22 protein-coding genes are annotated in these 19680 nt (G+C 67.8%); 11 read left to right on the top strand and 11 right to left on the bottom strand.

Annotated features, from left to right (window positions below; all coding sequences use genetic code 11):
* The 7 genes from LF41_RS12100 to LF41_RS12070 form a co-directional block, all read right to left on the bottom strand.
* The gene (locus LF41_RS12100; RefSeq protein ID WP_237577740.1) at positions 1-213 is read right to left on the bottom strand and encodes a YbdD/YjiX family protein; all 213 of its coding nucleotides are present in this window, start codon (positions 211-213) and stop codon (positions 1-3) included.
* Complete coding sequence (locus tag LF41_RS12095) at positions 188-2245, bottom strand: carbon starvation CstA family protein (protein ID WP_036170000.1); 2058 nt, start codon at positions 2243-2245, stop codon at positions 188-190. The genes LF41_RS12100 and LF41_RS12095 overlap by 26 nt, the downstream gene beginning before the upstream one ends.
* Positions 2246-2268: 23 nt before the next feature.
* Entirely contained in the window at positions 2269-3264 is a 996-nt protein-coding gene (gene corA / locus LF41_RS12090) for a magnesium/cobalt transporter CorA (RefSeq protein ID WP_036169998.1), read from the bottom strand.
* A 15-nt stretch (positions 3265-3279) separates the two neighbouring features.
* On the bottom strand, positions 3280-4440 hold the full coding sequence (locus LF41_RS12085) for a lipoprotein N-acyltransferase Lnb domain-containing protein (RefSeq protein WP_036169997.1): 1161 nt from the start codon (positions 4438-4440) through the stop codon (positions 3280-3282).
* A complete protein-coding gene (locus tag LF41_RS12080; protein ID WP_036169995.1) occupies positions 4427-5296 on the bottom strand; it encodes a CorC family transporter in 870 nt (289 codons plus the stop codon). Before LF41_RS12080 ends, LF41_RS12085 begins: the two co-directional genes overlap by 14 nt.
* Before the next feature lie 91 nt (positions 5297-5387).
* Positions 5388-5858 (bottom strand): rRNA maturation RNase YbeY, encoded by a 471-nt coding sequence (gene ybeY, locus LF41_RS12075; protein WP_036169993.1) that lies wholly within the window; start codon positions 5856-5858, stop codon positions 5388-5390.
* Between the two features lie 49 nt (positions 5859-5907).
* Positions 5908-6894 (bottom strand): PhoH family protein, encoded by a 987-nt coding sequence (locus LF41_RS12070; protein ID WP_036169990.1) that lies wholly within the window; start codon positions 6892-6894, stop codon positions 5908-5910.
* A gap of 182 nt (positions 6895-7076) precedes the next feature.
* Here LF41_RS12070 and LF41_RS12065 point away from each other — a divergent pair, with 182 nt between their 5' ends.
* From LF41_RS12065 to LF41_RS12050, 4 genes are read left to right on the top strand one after another with little or no spacing between them, the layout of a single operon-like run.
* Entirely contained in the window at positions 7077-7757 is a 681-nt protein-coding gene (locus LF41_RS12065) for a TetR/AcrR family transcriptional regulator (protein WP_036170094.1), read from the top strand.
* 13 nt (positions 7758-7770) lie between these two features.
* Positions 7771-8721, top strand: a complete 951-nt coding sequence (locus LF41_RS12060; RefSeq protein WP_036169988.1) for an HlyD family secretion protein — start codon at positions 7771-7773, stop codon at positions 8719-8721.
* Between the two features lie 29 nt (positions 8722-8750).
* A complete protein-coding gene (locus LF41_RS12055) occupies positions 8751-9680 on the top strand; it encodes an ABC transporter ATP-binding protein (protein WP_036170093.1) in 930 nt (309 codons plus the stop codon).
* The gene (locus LF41_RS12050; RefSeq protein ID WP_036169986.1) at positions 9677-10765 is read left to right on the top strand and encodes an ABC transporter permease; all 1089 of its coding nucleotides are present in this window, start codon (positions 9677-9679) and stop codon (positions 10763-10765) included. The genes LF41_RS12055 and LF41_RS12050 overlap by 4 nt, the downstream gene beginning before the upstream one ends.
* Before the next feature lie 4 nt (positions 10766-10769).
* Here LF41_RS12050 and miaB read toward each other — a convergent pair whose 3' ends face one another.
* On the bottom strand, positions 10770-12173 hold the full coding sequence (gene miaB / locus LF41_RS12045) for a tRNA (N6-isopentenyl adenosine(37)-C2)-methylthiotransferase MiaB (RefSeq protein WP_036169985.1): 1404 nt from the start codon (positions 12171-12173) through the stop codon (positions 10770-10772).
* Between the two features lie 178 nt (positions 12174-12351).
* Between miaB and LF41_RS12040 the strand changes: the two genes are divergently transcribed.
* The 6 genes from LF41_RS12040 (at position 12352) to LF41_RS12015 (ending at position 17354) form a co-directional block, all read left to right on the top strand.
* The gene (locus LF41_RS12040) at positions 12352-13284 is read left to right on the top strand and encodes a lytic transglycosylase domain-containing protein (RefSeq protein WP_052116383.1); all 933 of its coding nucleotides are present in this window, start codon (positions 12352-12354) and stop codon (positions 13282-13284) included.
* A gap of 142 nt (positions 13285-13426) precedes the next feature.
* On the top strand, positions 13427-14068 hold the full coding sequence (gene petA / locus LF41_RS12035) for a ubiquinol-cytochrome c reductase iron-sulfur subunit (protein ID WP_036169983.1): 642 nt from the start codon (positions 13427-13429) through the stop codon (positions 14066-14068).
* A gap of 3 nt (positions 14069-14071) precedes the next feature.
* On the top strand, positions 14072-15346 hold the full coding sequence (locus tag LF41_RS12030) for a cytochrome b (RefSeq protein ID WP_036169980.1): 1275 nt from the start codon (positions 14072-14074) through the stop codon (positions 15344-15346).
* Positions 15339-16088 (top strand): cytochrome c1, encoded by a 750-nt coding sequence (locus LF41_RS12025; RefSeq protein WP_036169979.1) that lies wholly within the window; start codon positions 15339-15341, stop codon positions 16086-16088. Before LF41_RS12030 ends, LF41_RS12025 begins: the two co-directional genes overlap by 8 nt.
* 157 nt (positions 16089-16245) lie before the next feature.
* Positions 16246-16881: a glutathione S-transferase N-terminal domain-containing protein gene (locus tag LF41_RS12020; RefSeq protein ID WP_036170091.1), complete on the top strand. Its 636-nt coding sequence runs from the start codon at positions 16246-16248 to the stop codon at positions 16879-16881.
* Positions 16882-16910: 29 nt separating this feature from the next.
* Positions 16911-17354 (top strand): ClpXP protease specificity-enhancing factor, encoded by a 444-nt coding sequence (locus tag LF41_RS12015; RefSeq protein ID WP_052116382.1) that lies wholly within the window; start codon positions 16911-16913, stop codon positions 17352-17354.
* A gap of 3 nt (positions 17355-17357) precedes the next feature.
* Here LF41_RS12015 and LF41_RS12010 read toward each other — a convergent pair whose 3' ends face one another.
* Positions 17358-17684 (bottom strand): DUF3301 domain-containing protein, encoded by a 327-nt coding sequence (locus LF41_RS12010; protein WP_036169976.1) that lies wholly within the window; start codon positions 17682-17684, stop codon positions 17358-17360.
* A gap of 93 nt (positions 17685-17777) precedes the next feature.
* On the opposite strand from LF41_RS12010, the gene LF41_RS12005 reads away from it, so the two are divergent.
* Entirely contained in the window at positions 17778-18563 is a 786-nt protein-coding gene (locus LF41_RS12005; RefSeq protein WP_036169974.1) for an FHA domain-containing protein, read from the top strand.
* Between the two features lies 1 nt (position 18564).
* On the opposite strand, the gene nadC is transcribed toward LF41_RS12005, so the two are convergent.
* Positions 18565-19413: a carboxylating nicotinate-nucleotide diphosphorylase gene (gene nadC / locus LF41_RS12000; protein WP_036169972.1), complete on the bottom strand. Its 849-nt coding sequence runs from the start codon at positions 19411-19413 to the stop codon at positions 18565-18567.
* On the bottom strand, positions 19410-19679 hold the full coding sequence (locus LF41_RS11995; RefSeq protein WP_036169969.1) for a Trm112 family protein: 270 nt from the start codon (positions 19677-19679) through the stop codon (positions 19410-19412). The genes nadC and LF41_RS11995 overlap by 4 nt, the downstream gene beginning before the upstream one ends.
* Position 19680: the final 1 nt, after the last annotated feature.

The raw sequence follows: 19680 nt of genomic DNA, 5'->3' as shown, positions 1-19680 counted from the left end.
TCAACAACAGCGCGACCGCCCCTTGCCGTAACGCGCCTCCATGCGCTCGACGGCGAACGCCTCGCGCGCCATCGGCGTCGCTCCCGGATGCTGCGCGCGCACATGCGCGACGTACGCGTCGTAATCCGGCAGCCCGATCGCCAGCCGCGCGGTCGCCTTCGCGGCCGACCACGCCTCGCGCAATTGCTCAACCAGCCGCATCGAGCGCCACATGCGGCGTCTCCACGGCCGTCGGCGTGCCGCTGCGGCGCGCCTGCAACGCCGCACGCAGCGCGAACACGAGCGTCAACACCACCACGCCCATGAACAACGCGCACAGCGCGGCGTCCAGATGGTTGTTGAAGACCACGCGCCGCATTTCGTCGAGCGACTTCGCCGGCGCGAGCACTTCGCCGCGCGCGAGCGCATCGGAAAAACGCCGCGCGTTGGACAGGAAGCCGATCTTCGGATCGGAGTGGAACAGCTTCTGCCAGCCTGCGGTCAGCGTGCACACGAGCAACCACGTGGTCGGCACCGCCGCGACCCAGAGGAAGCGCTCGCGCTTCATCTTCACCAGCACCGCGCACACGAAGATCATCGCCAGCCCTGCGAGCATCTGGTTTGCGATGCCGAACAACGGCCACAACGTGTTGATGCCGCCGAGCGGATCGACGACGCCCTGGTACAGGAACCAGCCCCAGCCGGCGACGGCGAGCGCAGTGCACACCAGGTTCGCGGTCCAGCTCTCCGTGCGCTTGAACGCAGGCACGGCCAGCCCGACGACTTCCTGGATCATGAAACGCGCCACGCGCGTGCCCGCGTCGATCGTCGTGAGGATGAACAAGGCTTCGAACAGGATCGCGTAGTGGTACCAGAACGCCATCATCCCGGTGCCGCCCGCGATGCCGTGCAGGATCTGCGCCATGCCGACGGCGAGCGTCGGCGCGCCGCCGGTGCGCGAGAGGATCGTCGTTTCGCCGATGTCGCGCGCGGTCTGCGTCAACACCTCGGGCGAGATCACGAAGCCCCACTGCGCGATGGCCTGCGCGGCGGAGTCGGCCGTCGTGCCGATCGCGGCGGCGGGGGAGTTCATCGCGAAGTACACGGCCGGGTCGAGTACGCACGCGGCGACCAGTGCCATCACCGCGACGAAGGCCTCCATCAACATGCCGCCGTACCCGATGGCGCGGATTTCGCGCTCGTTCGAAATCATCTTCGGCGTGGTGCCCGACGCGATGAGCGCGTGGAAACCGGAGATCGCGCCGCATGCGATGGTGATGAACAGGAACGGGAACAACGCACCGGCGAAGACCGGGCCACTGCCGTCGACGAAGCGCGTCATCGCCGGCATCTTCAGCTCCGGCATCGCCACCAGGATCGCGAGGGCGAGCAACACCACCGTGCCGATCTTGAGGAACGTCGACAGGTAATCGCGCGGCGCAAGCAACATCCACACCGGCAAGACCGCGGCGATGAACCCGTAGGCGATCAACATCCACGCCAGTGCCTTGCCGTCGAAGGTGAACAGCGGCGCCCATTCCGGCGATGCGGCGACGTGCCCGCCGAGCCAGATCGACGCGAGCAGCAACACCAGGCCGATGACCGATGCTTCGAGGATGCGCCCCGGGCGGAACCAGCGCAGCCACGCGCCCATCAGCAGCGCGATCGGAATCGTCATCGCCACGGTGAAGGTGCCCCACGGGCTGATCGCGAGCGCCTTGACCACGACGAGCGCGAGCACCGCGAGCAGGATCACCATGATCGCGAGGATGCCGATCATCGCGGTGACGCCGGCGGCCGCGCCGAGTTCGGTGCGGATCATCTCGCCGAGCGAACGCCCATCGCGACGCACCGAAAGGAACAACACGATCATGTCCTGCACCGCGCCCGCGAGCACGACGCCGAACAGGATCCACAACAATCCCGGCATGTAGCCCATCTGCGCGGCGAGGACGGGCCCGACCAGCGGGCCGGCGCCGGCGATTGCGGCGAAGTGGTGCCCGAACAGCACCGACTTCTGCGTCGGCACGTAATCGAGCCCGTCGTTGCGGCGCCACGCGGGCGTCGCGCGCGTGGGGTCGATGCCCAGCGCCTTTTCCGCGATGTAGCGCGCGTGGAAGCGATAGCCGATGAAGAACACCGACACCGCCGCCGAGACGATCCACAACGCGCCGACCGATTCGCCGCGCGAGAGCGCGAGCGTCGCCAGGCACATCGCCGCGAAGAGGGCGAGCGCGCCCCAGCCGAGCCAAGCCAACTTCCGCATCGTGCGCGTCTCCCTCTCGCGGCCTAGAGCCAGCGGACTTTCTTCAGGTAGCGGTACAGGCCGATCACGACCACCCCGACCACGCAGACGAGGATCGCGTAACTGTACCGACCGTGGAGCTCCGGAATGTTCTCGAAGTTCATGCCGTACCAGCTCGCGATCAACGTGGGCGCGGCGAGTAGCGCGGCCCAGCCGGCAAGCTTTTTCACCACCTCGCCCTGGTTCACGGTGACGAGAGAGAGGTTCACGCTCATCGCGGCGGTGAGCATCTCGCGCATGGTGTCGGTGGATTCGTTGACGCGCATCGCATGGTCGAGCACGTCGCGGAAATACAGGCGCACCTCGTCGGGCACCAGCCCGCCGTGCATGCGCGTGAGCTGCGCGAGGATGTCCTGCATGGGCGAGACCGCCAGGCGCAGCTGCGTGAGTTCGCGCTTGAGCTCGTAGAGCTTGACGATGGTGTCGCGCCGGAAGGTTTCCGCAAAGATGTCCTGCTCGAGCGCGTTGAGCGAGTCGCGGAAGCCCTCGACGATCGGCTGGTAGTTGTCGACGATGTAGTCGAGCACTGCGTACATGCCGTACGCGGGACCGAGGGCGAGCAGTTCGGGCTCTCGTTCCACGCGCGAGCGCACCGGCGCGTAGGACAGCGACGCGCCATGGCGCACCGTCACGAGATAACGCGGCCCGAGGAAGGCGTGCGTCTCGCCGAAGCGGATCTTGTCGTCCACCAGTTGCGCCGTGTGCACGGCGACGAACAGCGAGGAGCCGTACGCCTCGATCTTCGGCCGCTGGTGCGCGTGCAGCGCGTCCTCGATGGCGAGCTCGTGCAGGCCGAATTCCTCCTGCAGTTTTTCCAGCAGCGTGTCTTCGGGTTCGTACAGGCCGACCCACACGAAGGTGCCGTCGTCGACCGCCAGCACGTCGCTGATTTCATCGAGCGTGATGTCGCGACGCCTGCCGTTGCGGTCGTAGGCCGCACAGTTGATGACGCAGGCGGGAAGGACGGCGGGCTCGGTCATGGCCCGCATCGTGCCTCAGGCGCGGCGCACGGGGAAGGCCAGCGCTGCGTGGATCGGCAGCAGCAGTGCGATCCACGGGGCCTGGAACTGCGTGGTCGCCGGCAATTGCAGGAAACAGGCGAGCACGCCGCCGACCACGATGGCGATGCGAACCCACTGGTGGAATCGGGACGTCGCGCGCCCGCGCAGCAACGCCCAGGCCCCGGGCAGCAACAGCAGGCACAACGGCGAGAACAGCAGCAGGTTGTGGTTCGCCCAACCGGCGACATGCTCGGTGCAGCACCACAGGAACGCCATCACCAGGCCGAGTGCGCCGCAGACCGTCCAGAACGGCAGCGCGAGCGCGCCGAGCACGCGCGGCTTGCGTGCCATCAGCCAGCGCGCACCGATGGCGACCAGCAGGCCGGCGACCAGCCACGGCCACCAGCGGCGCGGCGCGTCCGGCGGCTCGGGCGCGATGCGATGCGGCAGCAGCATCGATTCTTCGAGGACCAGCGGGCGGCCTTCGGTGTTCTTCATCTCGCGCAGGCTGGCGGCCAGGCGCATCGGCACGAACGCATCTTCCCAGCGCGAGAGCGGTCGATCGGCATACGGCCCGAGGCCGATGTCGAAGCCGAGCCACATCCATTGCGCGGGCGAGGCCAGGCGCACGGCTTCGCTGCGGAACGTATCGCCGGCCGAGCGCACCGCGAGCTGCTTGCGCAACGTGCCGCCCAGGGCGCGATCGAGCGCGTCGCGCACGCGGGTTGAGCAGTTGTCGGTGAAGTAGTCGTAGCGGTAGCGCGCGTTCTCGGGGCGTGCGTTGAACGCGAGTGCGTCGGCGAGCGAACGCGCCTGCGCAGGCGTCACGTCGAGCCACTGGATGGACACACCGCGGCCGACTTCGCGGTAGTAGGACAAGTCGTCCGACATCGGCAGCACGGCGAGCACGTAGCGCATGTCGCCTTTCACGAAGCGGCCGATGAAGCCGGACTCGCTCGGATCGAAGAAGCCGAAGTTGTAGGACAGCGGCGCCGGGGCGTCGGGGTCGTCGACGACGATCGCGTTGTGGCCGAATCGTTCGAAGAAGATCTCGCCGGGCTGCATCGTCATGACGCCGATGCGGGGCGTGGCGGCGGTGGCTGCCGTGGCGACGAGCCACAGCAGCAATGCCGCGACAACCTTAAGCGTCCGCATGCACGCTCACATGGAGGGCGTGCAGGCGGCGCGCGTCGGCGCGCGCCACGCGGAAGCCGAAACGGCCCAGCGTCAGTTCCTCGCCGGCTTCGGGCAGGTGCCCGATCGCCGCGGTCAGCAGGCCGCCGATGGTGTCGTATTCGTCGTCGTCGAAGTCCGAACCGAAGCGTTCGTTGAAGTCGGCGATCGGCGTCAGTGCATCGACCACGAAATGGCCGTCGGCCTGCGCCGAGATCAGCTGCGTTTCGTCCACGGCCTCGTCGTGCTCGTCGTCGATGTCGCCGACGATCTGCTCCAGCACGTCCTCGATGGTGACCAGGCCCGCGACGCCGCCGTATTCGTCGATCACGATGGCCATGTGGTTGCGCGACTGGCGGAACTCGCGCAGCAAAACATTGAGTTTCTTGGACTCGGGGATCAGCACCGCGGGGCGCAGGAACTCGCGCACGCTCTCGTGCGAATGCGCGTGTTGTTCGGCCACCACCACGCGGAGCAGGTCCTTGGCGAGCAGGATGCCGAGGATCTCGTCCTTGCCTTCGCCGTGGACCGGGAAGCGCGAGTGGCCGGATTCGACGACCAGCCGCATCAGTACGTCGAGCGGCGCATCGGCGGACAGCGCCACCATCTGCGCGCGGGGGATCATCACGTCGCCCACCGTCAGGTCGGACACCGCGATGGCGCCTTCCATCATCCGCAAGGTGTCGGCCGCGATCAGCCCGTCGGCCTGCACGTCGCGCAGCAGTTCGACCAGGTCCTCGCGGGTGGTGGGTTCGCCGGACAGCGCGGCGGTGATGCGATCGAGCCAGGTACGGCGGCTCTTGTCTTCGGAATGCGGGGGACTGTCGTCGTCGGCCATGGGTGTGGGGGAGTGCTCCGGAAGCTGGAGCGACCTGGCCGGAGTCTAGCGCAGGCGGGGGTCGGGCCGGTGAATCGCGGCGGTTGCGCGGTCAGTCTTCGGCGTAGGGGTCGCCGATGCCCATCTCGGCAAGGATCTCGCGCTCGAGTTGTTCCATGCACTCGGCCTCGCGGGCGTCCTCGTGGTCCCAGCCGAGCAGGTGCAGCGTGCCGTGGACCGTCAGGTGCGCCCAGTGGTCGGCCAGCGCCTTTTTCTGTTCGCGGGCCTCGCGGGCGACGACGGGCGCGCAGAGGACGATGTCGCCCAGCAGGGGCAGGACCACGCCTTCGGGGAGTTCGGCCGGGAAACTGAGCACGTTGGTGGCGTAGTCGCGGCCGCGGTAATGGCGGTTGAGCGCGCGGCCTTCCCGGGTGCCCACGATGCGCAGTGCCAGGTCGGCCTCGCGGATGCGGCCCTTCAGCGCGGCGCCGACCCATTTGCGGAAGCTCACCGCGGCCGGCAGGCCGGCGCGGGGGAGGGCGTATTCGACCGAGACATCGAGACGAACGGGGCCTTTGGTCATCGCAGTCCGTCGCGCGCGTGGGGGCGCGCCATCTTAGACCCGTCCGCGATCACGCGTTGGGGCCGCTCGCCTTGTCGGCATCGTCGCGCCGGTCGTAGGCATCGACGATGCGCGCCACCAGCGGATGGCGGACGACGTCGCGCGATTCGAAGAACGTGAAGCTGATGCCGTCCACGCCCCGCAACACGTCGATGGCATCGCGCAGGCCGGACTTCTGGTGCTTGGGCAAGTCGATCTGCGTCAGGTCGCCGGTCACCACCGCGGTCGAGCCGAAGCCGATGCGCGTCAGGAACATCTTCATCTGCTCGATGGTGGTGTTCTGCGCCTCGTCGAGGATCACGAAGGCATCGTTGAGCGTGCGCCCGCGCATGTAGGCCAGCGGCGCGATCTCGATGACGTTCTTCTCCAGCAGCTTGATGACCTTCTCGACGCCGAGCATTTCGTACAACGCGTCGTAGAGCGGGCGCAGGTACGGATCGACTTTCTGCGTGAGATCGCCCGGCAGGAAGCCGAGTTTCTCGCCGGCTTCCACCGCCGGGCGCACGAGGATCAGGCGTTGAACGCGCGATTCGTTGAGCGCTTCGACCGCCATCGCCACGGCGAGGAACGTCTTGCCGGTGCCGGCGGGGCCGACGCCGAAATTGATGTCGTTGGTCGCGATGGCGTGCAGGTACTTGGCCTGATTCGCGCCGCGGCCGCGGATGGTGCCGCGCTTGACGCGGATGGCGACCTCCTGCGGCTCGATCTCGCTCGCGGCGTGGTGGTCGGCGTCCACGGCGTTGAGGCGCACGTTGATCGCGTGGCCGTCGAAGCGTTCCTCGCCGGCCTCCGCATAGAGCTCGTGCAGGAAGCGCTCGGCGCGCTGCACGGCGGGCTCCGGGCCGGTGACGCGGAAGATGTTCCCGCGATTGGCGATCTCCACGCCCAGGCGCAGTTCGATCTGGCGCAGGTGCGCGTCGAATGCGCCGGCGAGGTTGGCCAGGCGTTCGGTATCGGCGGGTTCGAGGGTGAAGTCGCGCTGGGTGGGTTCGTTCATGCGGGGCGAAGGGTAGCGCGGTAGGCGTTCGACGCGCGATGAACGCGCGGCGCCATCCGGATAAGTAGGCCAAAAAGGACGGCCGTCGGATGGAATGCAATGCGTGGACTCCAAAAGGAGGCCCGAGACCGCTCGTCGGACCTCGCTTGCGCATTAATTCATTGCCGAATTAAATAATGGACATGCCCTCTTTCCCCCCGAAAACCGCCGCAAAACGGGGCCGCAAGCCCGCCGGCAAGCGCGCCGTCGGCCGCCCGACGGGCGATTCGGCCGACCTGCGCGGCCGGCTGCTCGACGTCGCGGTCTCCTGCTTCGCCCACCACGGCATCGCCGCGAGCACGCTGCGCGAGATCGCCCACGAGGCCGGCGTCAACCCCGCGCTCGTCCACTACTACTTCGGCGACAAGCAGCAACTGCAGCAGGCGGTGATCGCCGAGCGCCTCATGCCGGCCTTCACCGAAGTGCGCAACGCCACGATGCAGGGCGGCGAGGACATCGCCGGCGTCATCGCCGGTTTCGTGCGCGGCATGTGCGAGACCATCGAAAAGCACCCGTGGCTGCCGCCGCTGTGGGTGCGCGAGGTGTTGTGCGAGGGCGGCGCGCTGCGCGAGGTGTTGTTCCAGACGGTCGGCCCGCAGATGCCGCAGGTCCTGGCGGCGAAATTCGCGAAAGCCCAAGCCGACGGCCAGCTCGCGCGCGACCTCGATCCGCGCCTGCTCGTCACCTCGCTGATCGGCCTGACCCTGTTTCCCGCCGCCGGCGCACCGATCTGGCGCCGCCTGTTCGACGCCGACGACATCGACGCCGTCGCCATGAAGAACCACGCCATCGCCCTGTTGGACACCGGCATCGGCATCCCCTGACCACGAGCCCGCCATGACTCTTCGCCCCCGACTTCTCGTTCTCTGCGCATTCGCAGTCCTCGCCGGCGCATGCCGCAACGATGCGCCGCAAGCGCTCGGCACGCTGGAATACGACCGCATCACGCTGCCCGCGCCGGCGGCGGAAAAGATCGTCGTGGTCGGCGTGCGCGAAGGCCAGCAAGTGAAGGCCGGCCAATCACTGTTGCAGCTCGAACTCGACCGCACGCGCGCCGCCACCGAGGCGATGCGCGCACAGGCCGCCCGCCAGCGCGCGTCGTTGTCCGAACTGGAAACCGGGCCGCGCGCAGAAGAGATCGCCCGCGCCCGCGCCGAACTCGCCGCCGCACGCGCGCAGGCCGACGACGCCCGCATCTACTACAACCGCGTGCGCCCGCTCGGCGCGCAGCAATTGCTGTCGGCATCCGACGTCGACCGCGCCCGCGCCGCCGCGCAGAACTCCGCGGCCACGGCGCGCGCGCTGGAAGAAGCGCTGCGCCAGCTGGAAGCCGGCACGCGATCGGAACAGATCGCGCAGGGCGAGGCGGCCGTCGCCGCATCGGAAGCCGATGTCGCCGCGCAACAGGTGACGTTGCAGAAACTCTCGGTCGTCGCACCGCGCGACGGCGTGGTCGACAGCCTGCCGTACAAGCTCGGCGACCAGGCCGCGGTGGGGCAACCGCTCGCGATCCTGCTAGTCGGCCGCCCGTATGCGCGCGTGTACGTGCCCGAACCGATCCGCGCGGACGTGGCCGTCGGCACGAAGGCGCGCCTGTTCATCGACGGCCGCGACGAGGCGATCCCCGGCACCGTGCGCATGATCCGCACCGAACCGACGTACACGCCGTATTTCGCCTTGATCGGCAAGGACGCCGCGCGCCTGTCGTACATCGCGGAAATCCTGGTCGACGATGCGAAGTCGAAGCTTCCCGCCGGCTTGCCGGTGCGCGCGGAGTTCGGCGAGTGAGCGCGCAACCCGACGCGACCAACCTCGCGATCCGCGCACGCGGGTTGACGAAGCGCTTCAAGGACCTCATCGCCGTCGACCACGTGGACCTGAGCGTGCCGAAGGCGAACGTCTACGGCTTCCTCGGCCCCAACGGCTCGGGGAAAACGACGACGATCCGCATGCTGTGCGGCCTGATGACGCCGACGGAAGGGGAGATCGAAGTGCTCGGCCTGACGCTGCCGAAACAGGCCGAAGCCCTGCGCCTGCGCATCGGCTACATGACGCAGAAGTTTTCGTTGTTCGAAGACCTCAGCGTGCGCGAGAACCTGGAATTCCTGGCGGCGGTGCAGGGCCTGCCGCGCGCGAAGGCGAAGGCCCGCATCGACGAGTTGGTCCAGCGTTACCACTTCGAAGATCGGCAGAAGCAACTCGCCGGCACGATGAGCGGCGGCCAGAAGCAGCGCCTCGCCCTCGCCGGCGCGGTGATCCATTCGCCGGAATTGCTGTTCCTCGACGAACCCACGAGCGCGGTGGATCCCGAATCGCGCCGCGACTTCTGGGAGAAGTTGTTCGAACTCGCCGACGGCGGCACGACCATCCTCGTCTCCACGCACTACATGGACGAAGCCGAACGCTGCCATCGGCTCGCGATCCTCGACCGCGGCGTGCTCGTCGCCGACGGCAGCCCCGCAGAACTCACGGGCGCGATCGCCGGCCGCACGCTCGCGGTGCATTCCAACACGCCGCGCAGGGCGCGACGCGCGTTGATGGAAACCCCCGGCGTGATCAGCGCGGCGCAGGTCGGCAACACCTTGCGCGTGCTCACCAGCGAAAGCGGCATCGCCGATCGCCTCCAGCAGGTGTTGGCGCAAGGCGGCCTGCACGGCGAGATCGCCGAATCCGAACCGAACCTCGAAGACGTCTTCGTCTCCGCCACGCGCGGTCGCGAAGCGGCCAAAGCGCAGGAGGCCGCATGAGCGCGCGCCGCCTGTTCGCGATCATGGTGAAGGAGTTGCGGCAGATGCGCCGCGACCGCATCACGCTCGCGATGATCGTGGGCATCCCGGTGATGCAGCTGGTGCTGTTCGGCTATGCGATCAACTTCACACTGCGCAACCTGGACACCGCGATCGCCGACCAGGCGAACACCGCGGGATCGCGCGCGCTGGTGATGGACCTGCAGAACACCGGCGTGCTCAACCCGGTGAAGGATGCGACGTCGCCGCAGGAACTGATGACGATGCTGCGGCGGGGCGAGATCAGCGTCGGGGTCGTCATTCCGCCGGATTTCGAGCGCCGCCGCATCGACGGCCGCGAAGCGGTGCAGATCCTCGTCGACGGCAGCGATACGTCGGTGCAGGCGGCCGCGGGGCAATTGGCGCAGGTGCCGCTGGACAGTGGGTCGACGGTGAAATCGAAACCGGCGCAGATCAGTGTCGTCGGGTTCTACAACCCCGAACGTCGTTCGGCGATCAACATCGTGCCCGGGCTGATCGGGATCATCCTGACGATGACGATGGTGATGTTCACCGCGGTGTCCATCGTCCGCGAGCGCGAGCGCGGCAACATGGAACTGCTGATCGCAACGCCGGTAAGCAGCAGCGAGCTGATGATCGGCAAGGTGTTGCCGTTCGCGGGAATCGGGTTCATCCAGACGACGCTGGTGCTGATCCTGGGCGCATGGTTGTTCGAAGTGCCGGTGCGCGGGGCCCTGCTGGATGTCTACATCGCCGCGGTGCTGCTGATCCTGGCGAACCTCTCGCTCGGCCTGATGATCTCGACGAAGGCGCAGTCGCAGTTCCAGGCGATGCAGATGACCTTCTTCGTGTTCCTGCCGTCGATCCTGCTGTCGGGCTTCATGTTCCCGTTCGCGGGCATGCCGAAGATCATCCAGTGGCTCGCCGAGGTGCTGCCGCTGACGCACTTCCTGCGGCTGGTGCGCGGGATCATGTTGCGCGGCGCGAGCCTGTGGGAGCTGTGGCCGGAGACGATCGCGCTGATCGCGTTCACCGCGGTGATGATGACGGCGGCGATCCTGCGGTTCCGCAAGCGGTTGGACTGACGGTTCAGTCCACCGCGACGCGGGCGCGCAGGGAGTTCGACAACGCTTCGGTGATCACCACGTCGACGAACTGGCCGATCAACCGCGGATGGGCCGGGAAGTTCACCGAGCGCATGTTCTCGGTCTTGCCGGTGAGCTCGTTCGGGTTCTTCTTCGACGGGCCTTCCACCAGCACGGTTTGCACGGTGCCGACCATCGCCTGCGAGATCTGTGCGGCGTGCGCGTTGATGCGTGCCTGCAGGCGTTCGAGGCGGGCGTGCTTTTCCGCGTCGGTGGTCTCGTCCGACAGATCCGCCGCCGGCGTGCCGGGGCGACGCGAGTAGATGAAGGAGAACGATTGGTCGAAGCCGACGTCCTCGATCAGCTTCATCGTCTTCTCGAAATCCGCGTCCGTTTCGCCGGGGAAGCCGACGATGAAGTCCGAGGAGATCGAGATGTCCGGCCGCACCGCGCGCAACTTGCGGATCTTCTGCTTGAACTCCAGCGCCGTGTAGCCGCGCTTCATCGCGGCGAGCACGCGGTCGCTGCCGGCCTGCACGGGCAGGTGCAGGTAGTTCGCCAGTTGCGGGACGTCGCGATAGGCCTCGACCAGCGAGTCGGAGAACTCCAGCGGATGCGAGGTGGTGAAGCGGATGCGGCCGACGCCGTCGATGCCGGCGATGGCGCGGATCAGCAGGCCGAGGTCGGCGTAGCTTTCATCGGTATCGCCACCGTCGCCGAGCGGGCCGCGATACGCGTTGACGTTCTGGCCGAGCAGGTTGATTTCGCGCACGCCCTGCGCCGCGAGCTGCGCGACTTCCACCAGCACGTCCTCGAAGGGCCGCGAGACTTCCTCGCCGCGCGTGTAGGGCACGACGCAGAACGAGCAGTACTTCGAGCAGCCTTCCATGACCGAAACGAAGGCGCTCGGGCCGTCGGCGCGCGGCTCGGGGAGCCGGTCGAACTTCTCGATCTCGGGGAAACTGATGTCGACCTGCGGCTGGCCGCTCGCGCGGCGCTCGCGGATCAATTCGGGGAGGCGATGCAGGGTCTGCGGGCCGAAGACCAGGTCCACGTAGGGCGCGCGCCTCACGATGGCGGCGCCTTCCTGCGAGGCCACGCAGCCGCCGACGCCGATCAGCACCGGCTTGCCGTCCTTCTTGAGCGCCTTCCAGCGGCCCAACTGGCTGAAGACCTTCTCCTGCGCCTTTTCGCGGATCGAGCAGGTGTTGACCAGCACGACGTCGGCGTCTTCGGGGTTGTCGGTCAGCTCGAGGCCCTCGGTGAGTGCGAGGACATCGGCCATGCGGGCCGAGTCGTACTCGTTCATCTGGCACCCGTGGGTCTTGATGAAGAGCTTGCCGCGAGGCGTGGGGCGGGGCGCGTCGGCCGCAGGGGCGGCGACATCGAGGACAGGCAGGTCGGTCATGGCGGTTCCGGGAGGGCGGTGGGTAGTCCGCGCCGGGTGGTTTGCGTGAAGGGGGCGAAGTCTAGCGCCTCGCCCGGACGTCCGGTTCGCGACGGGTGTCTCGTTCACATGCATCAAGGGTCCGTTCATATGAATCAAGGACTTGTCAAGGCTCAAGAATGAGGTCAGCATGCGGGCCATGACTAGGGGATGGGGATTCTCGCGCGGCCTGGCCGCACTCGTGCTCGTGTTCGCGGCCTCCGCCGCGATGCCGGCGTTCGCGGGTGGGTTGTATCGCTGCGACACCGCCGACGGCGCGCGCAGCTACGTGAGCAAGCGCATTCCCGGCGCGAAGTGCACCGTCATCAGTTATTCGAAGGCCGCCTCGCCCGCGCCCGCCGCGCCGCGCGCCGCCGCGGTCGGCAGCACGACCACGGCGAGCAACGTCGCCGGCTCGCCGATTTCCGCCACCGTGGCCAGCGAATCCGCCGCGCCGGCATCCGCCGCCCCCGTGCAGAAGCCCTACCAGGCCCCGCGCCTCGTGCAGGGCCAGGTGTATTCGTACATCCAGGACGGCGTGCGCCACTACACCAGCAAGGCGCCGAAGGGCGTGGCGGGTGCTTCGTCGGTGCGCACCATCCGCTACAGCTTCATGGAGACGTGCTACGCCTGCGCCGCGCGTCCGGGCGTCAACTTCGGCACGCTGCGCCTCAACACCAATGCCTATTCCGCAGAAATCAGTGCGGCCGCGAAGCAGCACGGCGTGGACGAGGCCATCGTCCGCGCGATCATCCACGCCGAGTCGGCCTACAACCCCAATGCGCTGTCCCGCGTGGGCGCGCAGGGCCTGATGCAGCTGATGCCGGCCACGGCCCGCCGCTTCGGCGTGAGCAACTCGTTCGATGCCGGGCAGAACATCTCCGGCGGCGTGCAGTACCTGGCCTGGCTGCTCAAGCGCTTCAAAGGCGACCTCAGCCTCGCCGCGGCCGGCTACAACGCCGGCGAGGGCGCGGTGGACAAGTACCGTGGCGTCCCGCCCTACAACGAGACCCGCCGCTACGTCGAGCGCGTTTCGGTCCTCGCCGAGCGCTACCGCGGCGCCATCGCGGGCACCGCGGTCGCCGCGAAGTAATCGCCTGCCTCATCCGGACGCGATGCCGGATTGATGGTCGATTAAGCGTTCCGTTACACTTCCCCGTCTTTGTTGGCCGCCTCCACGCAATCGCGCGGAAGCGGTCGTTGCTTCGGTTCAGCGTCTTACTGCGGAGTGCCGGATGGCCAATGTTGGGGTAGGGGTCAACGATCCCGCTCATGTCCACGACGGGGAACCCGTCAACCAGGGCCGTCGCCGGTTCCTGACCGCCACCACGGCTGTGGTCGGTGCGGTCGGTGTCGGCGTCGCGGCCGTTCCCTTCATCAAGTCCTGGAACCCGAGCGCGCGCGCCAAGCTCGCCGGCGCCCCGGTCACCGCGGACATCAGCGCACTGGCCGAAGGCCAGCGCATCGTGCTCGAGTGGCGCGGCCAGCCGATCTGGATCGTCAAGCGCTCCAAGGCGATGCTCGACATCCTGCCGACGCTCGACCCGCGCCTGCTCGATCCGAAGTCCGAGAACCTCGACCAGCAGCCGCAGTACGCGCGCAATGAACTGCGTTCGGTGAAGCCGGAGATCTCCGTGCTCGTCGGCCTGTGCACGCACCTGGGCTGCTCGCCGGAAATGAAGGCGGAGATCAAGCCCGAGCCGTTCGATCCGGAGTGGAAGGGCGGTTACTTCTGCCCGTGCCACAAGTCGCGCTTCGACATGGCCGGCCGCGTGTTCGCCGGCGTGCCCGCGCCGATCAACCTGCTCGTGCCGCCGCACCATTACGAGAGCGACACCTCGATCGTGATCGGCGTCGACCCGAAGGGAGCGGCATAAGCCATGGCCAATTTCCTGACGCGGACCACCACCAACGTGATGGATTGGGTCAACGCGCGTGCGCCCGGCATGATGCCGTTCTATCGCAAGCACATGACCGAGTACTACGCGCCGAAGAACTTCAACGTCTGGTACTACTTCGGTTCGCTCGCGACGGTCGTGCTGGTCAACCAGATCCTGACCGGCATCTTCCTGACGATGCACTTCAAGCCCTCCGCGGCCGAAGCGTTCTCGTCGGTCGAATACATCATGCGCGACGTGGAGTGGGGCTGGCTGATCCGGTACATGCACAGCACCGGCGCCTCGCTGTTCTTCATCGTCGTCTACCTGCACATGTTCCGCGGCCTGATGTACGGCTCGTACCAGAAGCCCCGCGAGCTGGTGTGGGTCATCGGCATGGTGCTGTACCTGGTGCTGATGGCCGAAGCCTTCATGGGCTACGTGCTGCCGTGGGGCCAGATGTCGTTCTGGGGCGCGAAGGTGATCATCTCGCTCTTCGGCGCCATCCCGGTCATCGGCAACGGCCTGACCGAATGGATCATGGGCGACTACCTGCCCGGCGACGCCACGCTCAACCGCTTCTTCGCGCTGCACGTCATCGCGCTGCCGCTGGTGCTGCTGCTGCTCGTCGTGCTGCATCTGGGCGCGCTGCATGAAGTCGGGTCCAACAACCCCGACGGCGTGGACATCAAGAAGGGGCCGAAGGGCAACCGCTGGTCGACGACCGCGCCGGCCGACGGCATCCCGTTCCACCCGTACTACACGACGGGCAAGGATCTGTTCGGCGTCGGGTTCTTCCTGATCATCGCGGCCTTCATCATCTTCTTCGAGCCCACTTTCGGCGGCCTGTTCCTGGAGCACGACAACTTCACGGAAGCCAACCGCCTGGTGACGCCGGAGCACATCAAGCCGACGTGGTACTTCACGCCTTACTACGCGATGTTGCGCGTGGTGCCGTCGTTCTTCGCCATCAAGCTGTGGGGCGTGCTGGTGATGTTCGCCGCGATCGCCGTGCTGTTCCTGGTGCCGTGGCTCGACAAGTCGCCGGTCAAGTCCTACCGCTACCGCGGCAAGCTGTCGTGGGCGATGCTGCTGATGCTCGCGGTGTGCTTCCTGTGGCTCGGCAAGATCGGCGGCGGCCCGGGCACGGACCCGGCCGAGACCATCATCGGTCGCGTGCTGACCTTCCTGTACTTCGTTTTCTTCATCACCATGCCGATCTGGACCAAGTTGGATCGGACCAAGCCGGTGCCGGAACGGGTGACGATGCATGACTAACTTCTTCGTCCGCGCCGGCCAGGCCGCGGCCCTCGCCGCGGGCATGTTCGCCGCTTCGCTCGCCTTCGCATCCGAAGGCGGCAACCTGCAGCAGTCGGGCGCACGCCTCGACGACCGCGCATCGCTCCAGCGCGGCGCGCAGCTGTACATCAACTACTGCAGCGGCTGCCATTCGCTGAAGTACCTGCGTTACTCGCGCATGGCCGAAGACCTCGGCCTGAGCGAGGACGAGGTGATGGGCAACCTCAACATGTCGGGCGTCAAGTACGGCGAGACCATCGGCACGGCGATGACGCCGGAACACGCGCAGCAGGCCTTCGGCAAGATGCCGCCGGACCTCAGCCTGATCGCGCGCGTCCGCGGCAATGACTGGATCTACACGTACCTCAAGTCGTTCTACCTCGACGAAACCCGCCCGGTCGGCTGGAACAACACGCTCTTCCCGAACGTGTCCATGCCCAACCCGCTGTGGGAAATGCAGGGCCTGCAGCACGCCGTGCTGTCCAAGCCCAGCGCGTCGGGCGAAGCGCACGTCGAGCGCCTGGAACTGCGCACGCCCGGCACGCAGTCGGCCGAGCAGTACGACCAGAGCGTCCGCGACATCACCGCCTTCCTCGCGTATGCCGGCGAGCCGGCCGCCCTCAAGCGCCAGGGTCTCGGCGTTTGGGTGGTCCTGTTCCTCGCCGCATTCACCCTCCTGGCCTACATGGTCAAGAAGGAATACTGGAAGGACGTGCACTGATAGCGCACGCGGCCGGATCCGAAACGATCCGGCCACCGGGACCTTGGCGCCAGGGGTGGCGACTTTTTCCGGAAGCGGCGCTAGGCTCGGGATTCGTGGCGACCGCCTCGCAAGGGGTGGGGCGGCGCCAACGCTGCGATCGATGGAGAGATCGATGATGGCCGCGAGCCCGCGTATGCGTAATGCCCTGACGTTGTTCTCGTCGACCGACGACGTGTTGTGCCACCGCGTGCGCCTGGTCCTGGCGGCCAAGGGTGTCACCTACGACCTGATCCCGGTCGATGCGCAGAACCCGCCGGAAGACCTCATCGACCTCAATCCCTACCACTCGGTGCCGACGCTGGTCGAGCGCGAGCTGGTGTTGTACGCCGCATCGGTCGTCACCGAATACCTCGACGAGCGCTACCCGCATCCGCCGCTGATGCCGGTCGACCCGCTCTCCCGCGCGCGCCTGCGCCTGGCGATGCTCCGCCTGGAGCACGACTGGGTGCCACAGGTGCAGGCCATCCAGCTCGGCAACCGCCAGCAGGCCGAAGCCGGCCGCAAGCGCCTGAAGGAACTGCTCACCGCGTCGGTGCCGCTGTTCAAGGCCAGCAAGTTCTTCCTGAATCCGGAAATGAGCCTGGCCGATTGCGCGATGGCCCCGATCATCTGGCGCCTGGAAGCGCTCGACATCCCGCTGCCGAAGGACGGCAAGGTGATCGAGGACTACGGCAACCGCATCTTCCGCAATCCCGGTTTCCTGCGCAGCCTCACCGACCAGGAAAAGAAGTTGCGCGCCGTCCCGGCCTGAGGCCGCGCGAAGCCGCTAGACTCCCGCGCATGGAAGACGAGCGCACCGGCGACACCGGCCCTTCGATGACCAGCCATCGCCCGTACCTGTTGCGGGCGCTCAACGAGTGGATCGCCGACAACGGCATGACGCCGCACCTCCTCGTCGACGCCACGCGCGCCGGCGTGCAGGTGCCGCCACAGGCCGTGAGCGACGGCAAGGTCGTCCTCAACATCGCCGAGCGCGCCGTCGCGCGCCTGCTGATCGACAACGACGCGGTGAGTTTCACCGCGCGCTTCGGCGGCGTGAGCCATCCGGTGATCGTGCCGATCCCAGCGGTGCTCGCGATCTATGCGCGCGAAACCGGGCAGGGCATGGCATTGCCGGAAGACCCCTCCGGCCCGCATGACGAACCCACGCCGCCGCCCACGGATGCGACGCCCGACACCAATGGCGCGCCGCCGCGCCGCGGGCACCTGCGCGTCATCAAGTAACGGTCAGTGCAGTTGCACGACGTTCGCCGCGCGCGTCGGCCCGACGAACGCGACGAGCCGCCCTTCCCGCAGCACCAGGCGCCCGACATGCCGGTCGCTGCCGTCGTACGAATACTCGAACCGGAACGTGCGCTCGAATCCGAGCCACCCGCTTTCCCCGCGCTGCAATCGCAGTCCCGCGGCATGCACCGATTGATCGAGCCACTGCACGCCCGCGGCCTGGCACGCATCGCGCCCAAGTGCTTCGGCGCGTTCGGCGGCCGCGCGCCCGGCGCTCCAGTAGAAGAACGCGAGGCCTGCGACGATCATCACAACGAGTAGACTTCCCATCCACCTAATGTGGCGGCGCGCTCGCGCGGCTGCAAGCCGCCGGCGGGGGAATTCCTTGATGCCACACACGCAGGACGCGACGGAGCCACGCGCATGAAACTCGTCTTCCCGGGCGGAGAACACCCGCAGGTGTTGCTCGGCCCAGGCGTCAACCGCATCGGGTCCGATCCGCAGGCCAACATCGTGCTGGACCGCCCAGGCGTGAATCCGCAGCACTGCCAGCTGCACGTGACGCCGAGCGGCGTGATGCTCGACGTGCCGCACGGCACCACCGTGTCGGTCAACGGCCGCCAGGTCGACGGGTTGATCGCGCTGCGCCCCGGCGACAGCGTCGCGTTCGACGGCGTCGAGGCGAAGCTCTCCTCGATGGAAGCGCCCGCCGCGGTGCGCCATCGCGCCGGCATCCCGGGCCGCCTGCCGGAATCGGCCAACGACGATCCGGGCGCCACCGCCGTCCGCCCCGTGTTGCCGCGTTACGTGCTGCGTGGCGTGTCGGGCGAAGCGTTCGGCCGCACGTACCCGGTCGTTGGCGCCACCACCGTGGGCCGCGCCGACGAGTGCAACCTGCGCATCGACGAACCGGGCCTGTCGCGCATCCACGCGCGCCTGCTGCCCACCGACGATGGCCTCCTGCTCGAAGACCTCGGTTCGACGAACGGCAGCTTCCTCAACGGCAAGCGCGTGTTGCGCGGTGAAGCGCACGCCGGCGACGAGATCGGATTCGACACGCTGCGCTTCCGCCTGATCGCACCGGGCATGCCGGAGACGGCGCACCACGAAGAACCCGTGCACGACGCGCCCGCGCCGAACCGCATGTGGATGCTGATCGCCGGCATCGCGGTGGTCGCGGCGGCGGTGCTGGTGTACGCGTTCCGCTGAGTCAGCCGCGCCGTCCCAGCTTCAACGACAGGTCGACCGCGCGGACATGCTTCGTCAGTCCGCCGATCGAGATGCAATCCACGCCGTCTTCGGCGATCGCGCGCACGGTGTCGAGGTCCACGCCGCCGGACACCTCCAGCGGAATCCGGCCCGCCGCGCGACGCACGGCTTCGCGCCGCATGCCGGCGTCGAAGTCGTCGATCAGGATCCGCGTGCAGCCTTCGCGCAACGCCTCGTCGAGCTGCTCCAGCGATTCGACTTCCACGATCAGCGGCAGCGACGGCTGCGCAGCGCGTGCGTTGCGGATGGCAGCGGACATCGAGCCCGCGGCGCGCACGTGGTTTTCCTTGAGCATCACCGCGTCGAACAACCCGACGCGATGGTTGCTGCCTCCGCCGACGCGCACCGCGTACTTCTGCGCCAGGCGTAGTCCCGGGATGGTCTTGCGCGTGTCGAGGATCCGCGCGTTCGTGCCGGCGACGGCCGCGACGTAATCCGCGGTGACCGTCGCCGTTCCGCTCAGCGTCTGCAGGAAATTGAGCGATGCGCGTTCCGCCGAGACCAGCGCGCGTGCGCGGCCTTCGAGCGTCGCGACCACGGTGCCGGCGCGCACGCGGTCGCCTTCGGCCACGTGCCAGGCGATTGCGACTTCCGGATCGAGCGCGCGGTGGCAGGCATCGAACCACGGGCGCCCGCAGATCACCGCCGCTTCCTTGCACAACAGGTAGGCGGTATCGCGGACGTCGGGCAGCAGCGCGGCGGTGACATCCCCGGTGCCGAGGTCTTCTTCGAGCGCGCGCGCGACGTCGGCCTCGACCACGGACGGCGGCGGCGGCGCGAACTCCGTCATGCCGGCGGGAAATCCGCGACCTGGCCGGTGGCGATGGCCTCTTCGGCCAGCAGCACCGGGATGCCGTCGTCGATGCGGTAGACCAGCTTGCGGTCGCGCGTGACGAGGGCTTCGCGCAGGGCGTCGGTCTGCGCCTGTTCGTCGGCCCGGTGGATGCCGCCGGCGGCGATCGCCGAATTCACGGCCGCCAGGCCCTTGCCTTCGAGCATCGACAGCGGCTGGCGCGTGACGGGGCAGGCGAGGATGTCGAGCAACTTGCGATCCATG

This window comes from Lysobacter dokdonensis DS-58, assembly GCF_000770795.1.
GTDB classification, from domain to species: Bacteria; Pseudomonadota; Gammaproteobacteria; order Xanthomonadales; family Xanthomonadaceae; genus Noviluteimonas; species Noviluteimonas dokdonensis.
Note: the sequence above shows the minus strand (reverse complement) of the source record. Positions and strands in the feature narration are given on the sequence as shown.

Coding starts and splice junctions, on each gene's coding strand:
- LF41_RS12100 (WP_237577740.1), bottom strand. CDS start 213: ATGTGGCGCTCGATGCGGCTGGTTGAGCAATTGCGCGAGGCGTGGTCG.
- LF41_RS12095 (WP_036170000.1), bottom strand. CDS start 2,245: ATGCGGAAGTTGGCTTGGCTCGGCTGGGGCGCGCTCGCCCTCTTCGCG.
- corA (WP_036169998.1), bottom strand. CDS start 3,264: ATGACCGAGCCCGCCGTCCTTCCCGCCTGCGTCATCAACTGTGCGGCC.
- LF41_RS12085 (WP_036169997.1), bottom strand. CDS start 4,440: ATGCGGACGCTTAAGGTTGTCGCGGCATTGCTGCTGTGGCTCGTCGCC.
- LF41_RS12080 (WP_036169995.1), bottom strand. CDS start 5,296: ATGGCCGACGACGACAGTCCCCCGCATTCCGAAGACAAGAGCCGCCGT.
- ybeY (WP_036169993.1), bottom strand. CDS start 5,858: ATGACCAAAGGCCCCGTTCGTCTCGATGTCTCGGTCGAATACGCCCTC.
- LF41_RS12070 (WP_036169990.1), bottom strand. CDS start 6,894: ATGAACGAACCCACCCAGCGCGACTTCACCCTCGAACCCGCCGATACC.
- LF41_RS12065 (WP_036170094.1), top strand. CDS start 7,077: ATGCCCTCTTTCCCCCCGAAAACCGCCGCAAAACGGGGCCGCAAGCCC.
- LF41_RS12060 (WP_036169988.1), top strand. CDS start 7,771: ATGACTCTTCGCCCCCGACTTCTCGTTCTCTGCGCATTCGCAGTCCTC.
- LF41_RS12050 (WP_036169986.1), top strand. CDS start 9,677: ATGAGCGCGCGCCGCCTGTTCGCGATCATGGTGAAGGAGTTGCGGCAG.
- miaB (WP_036169985.1), bottom strand. CDS start 12,173: ATGACCGACCTGCCTGTCCTCGATGTCGCCGCCCCTGCGGCCGACGCG.
- LF41_RS12040 (WP_052116383.1), top strand. CDS start 12,352: ATGACTAGGGGATGGGGATTCTCGCGCGGCCTGGCCGCACTCGTGCTC.
- petA (WP_036169983.1), top strand. CDS start 13,427: ATGGCCAATGTTGGGGTAGGGGTCAACGATCCCGCTCATGTCCACGAC.
- LF41_RS12030 (WP_036169980.1), top strand. CDS start 14,072: ATGGCCAATTTCCTGACGCGGACCACCACCAACGTGATGGATTGGGTC.
- LF41_RS12025 (WP_036169979.1), top strand. CDS start 15,339: ATGACTAACTTCTTCGTCCGCGCCGGCCAGGCCGCGGCCCTCGCCGCG.
- LF41_RS12020 (WP_036170091.1), top strand. CDS start 16,246: ATGGCCGCGAGCCCGCGTATGCGTAATGCCCTGACGTTGTTCTCGTCG.
- LF41_RS12015 (WP_052116382.1), top strand. CDS start 16,911: ATGGAAGACGAGCGCACCGGCGACACCGGCCCTTCGATGACCAGCCAT.
- LF41_RS12010 (WP_036169976.1), bottom strand. CDS start 17,684: ATGGGAAGTCTACTCGTTGTGATGATCGTCGCAGGCCTCGCGTTCTTC.
- LF41_RS12005 (WP_036169974.1), top strand. CDS start 17,778: ATGAAACTCGTCTTCCCGGGCGGAGAACACCCGCAGGTGTTGCTCGGC.
- nadC (WP_036169972.1), bottom strand. CDS start 19,413: ATGACGGAGTTCGCGCCGCCGCCGCCGTCCGTGGTCGAGGCCGACGTC.
- LF41_RS11995 (WP_036169969.1), bottom strand. CDS start 19,679: ATGGATCGCAAGTTGCTCGACATCCTCGCCTGCCCCGTCACGCGCCAG.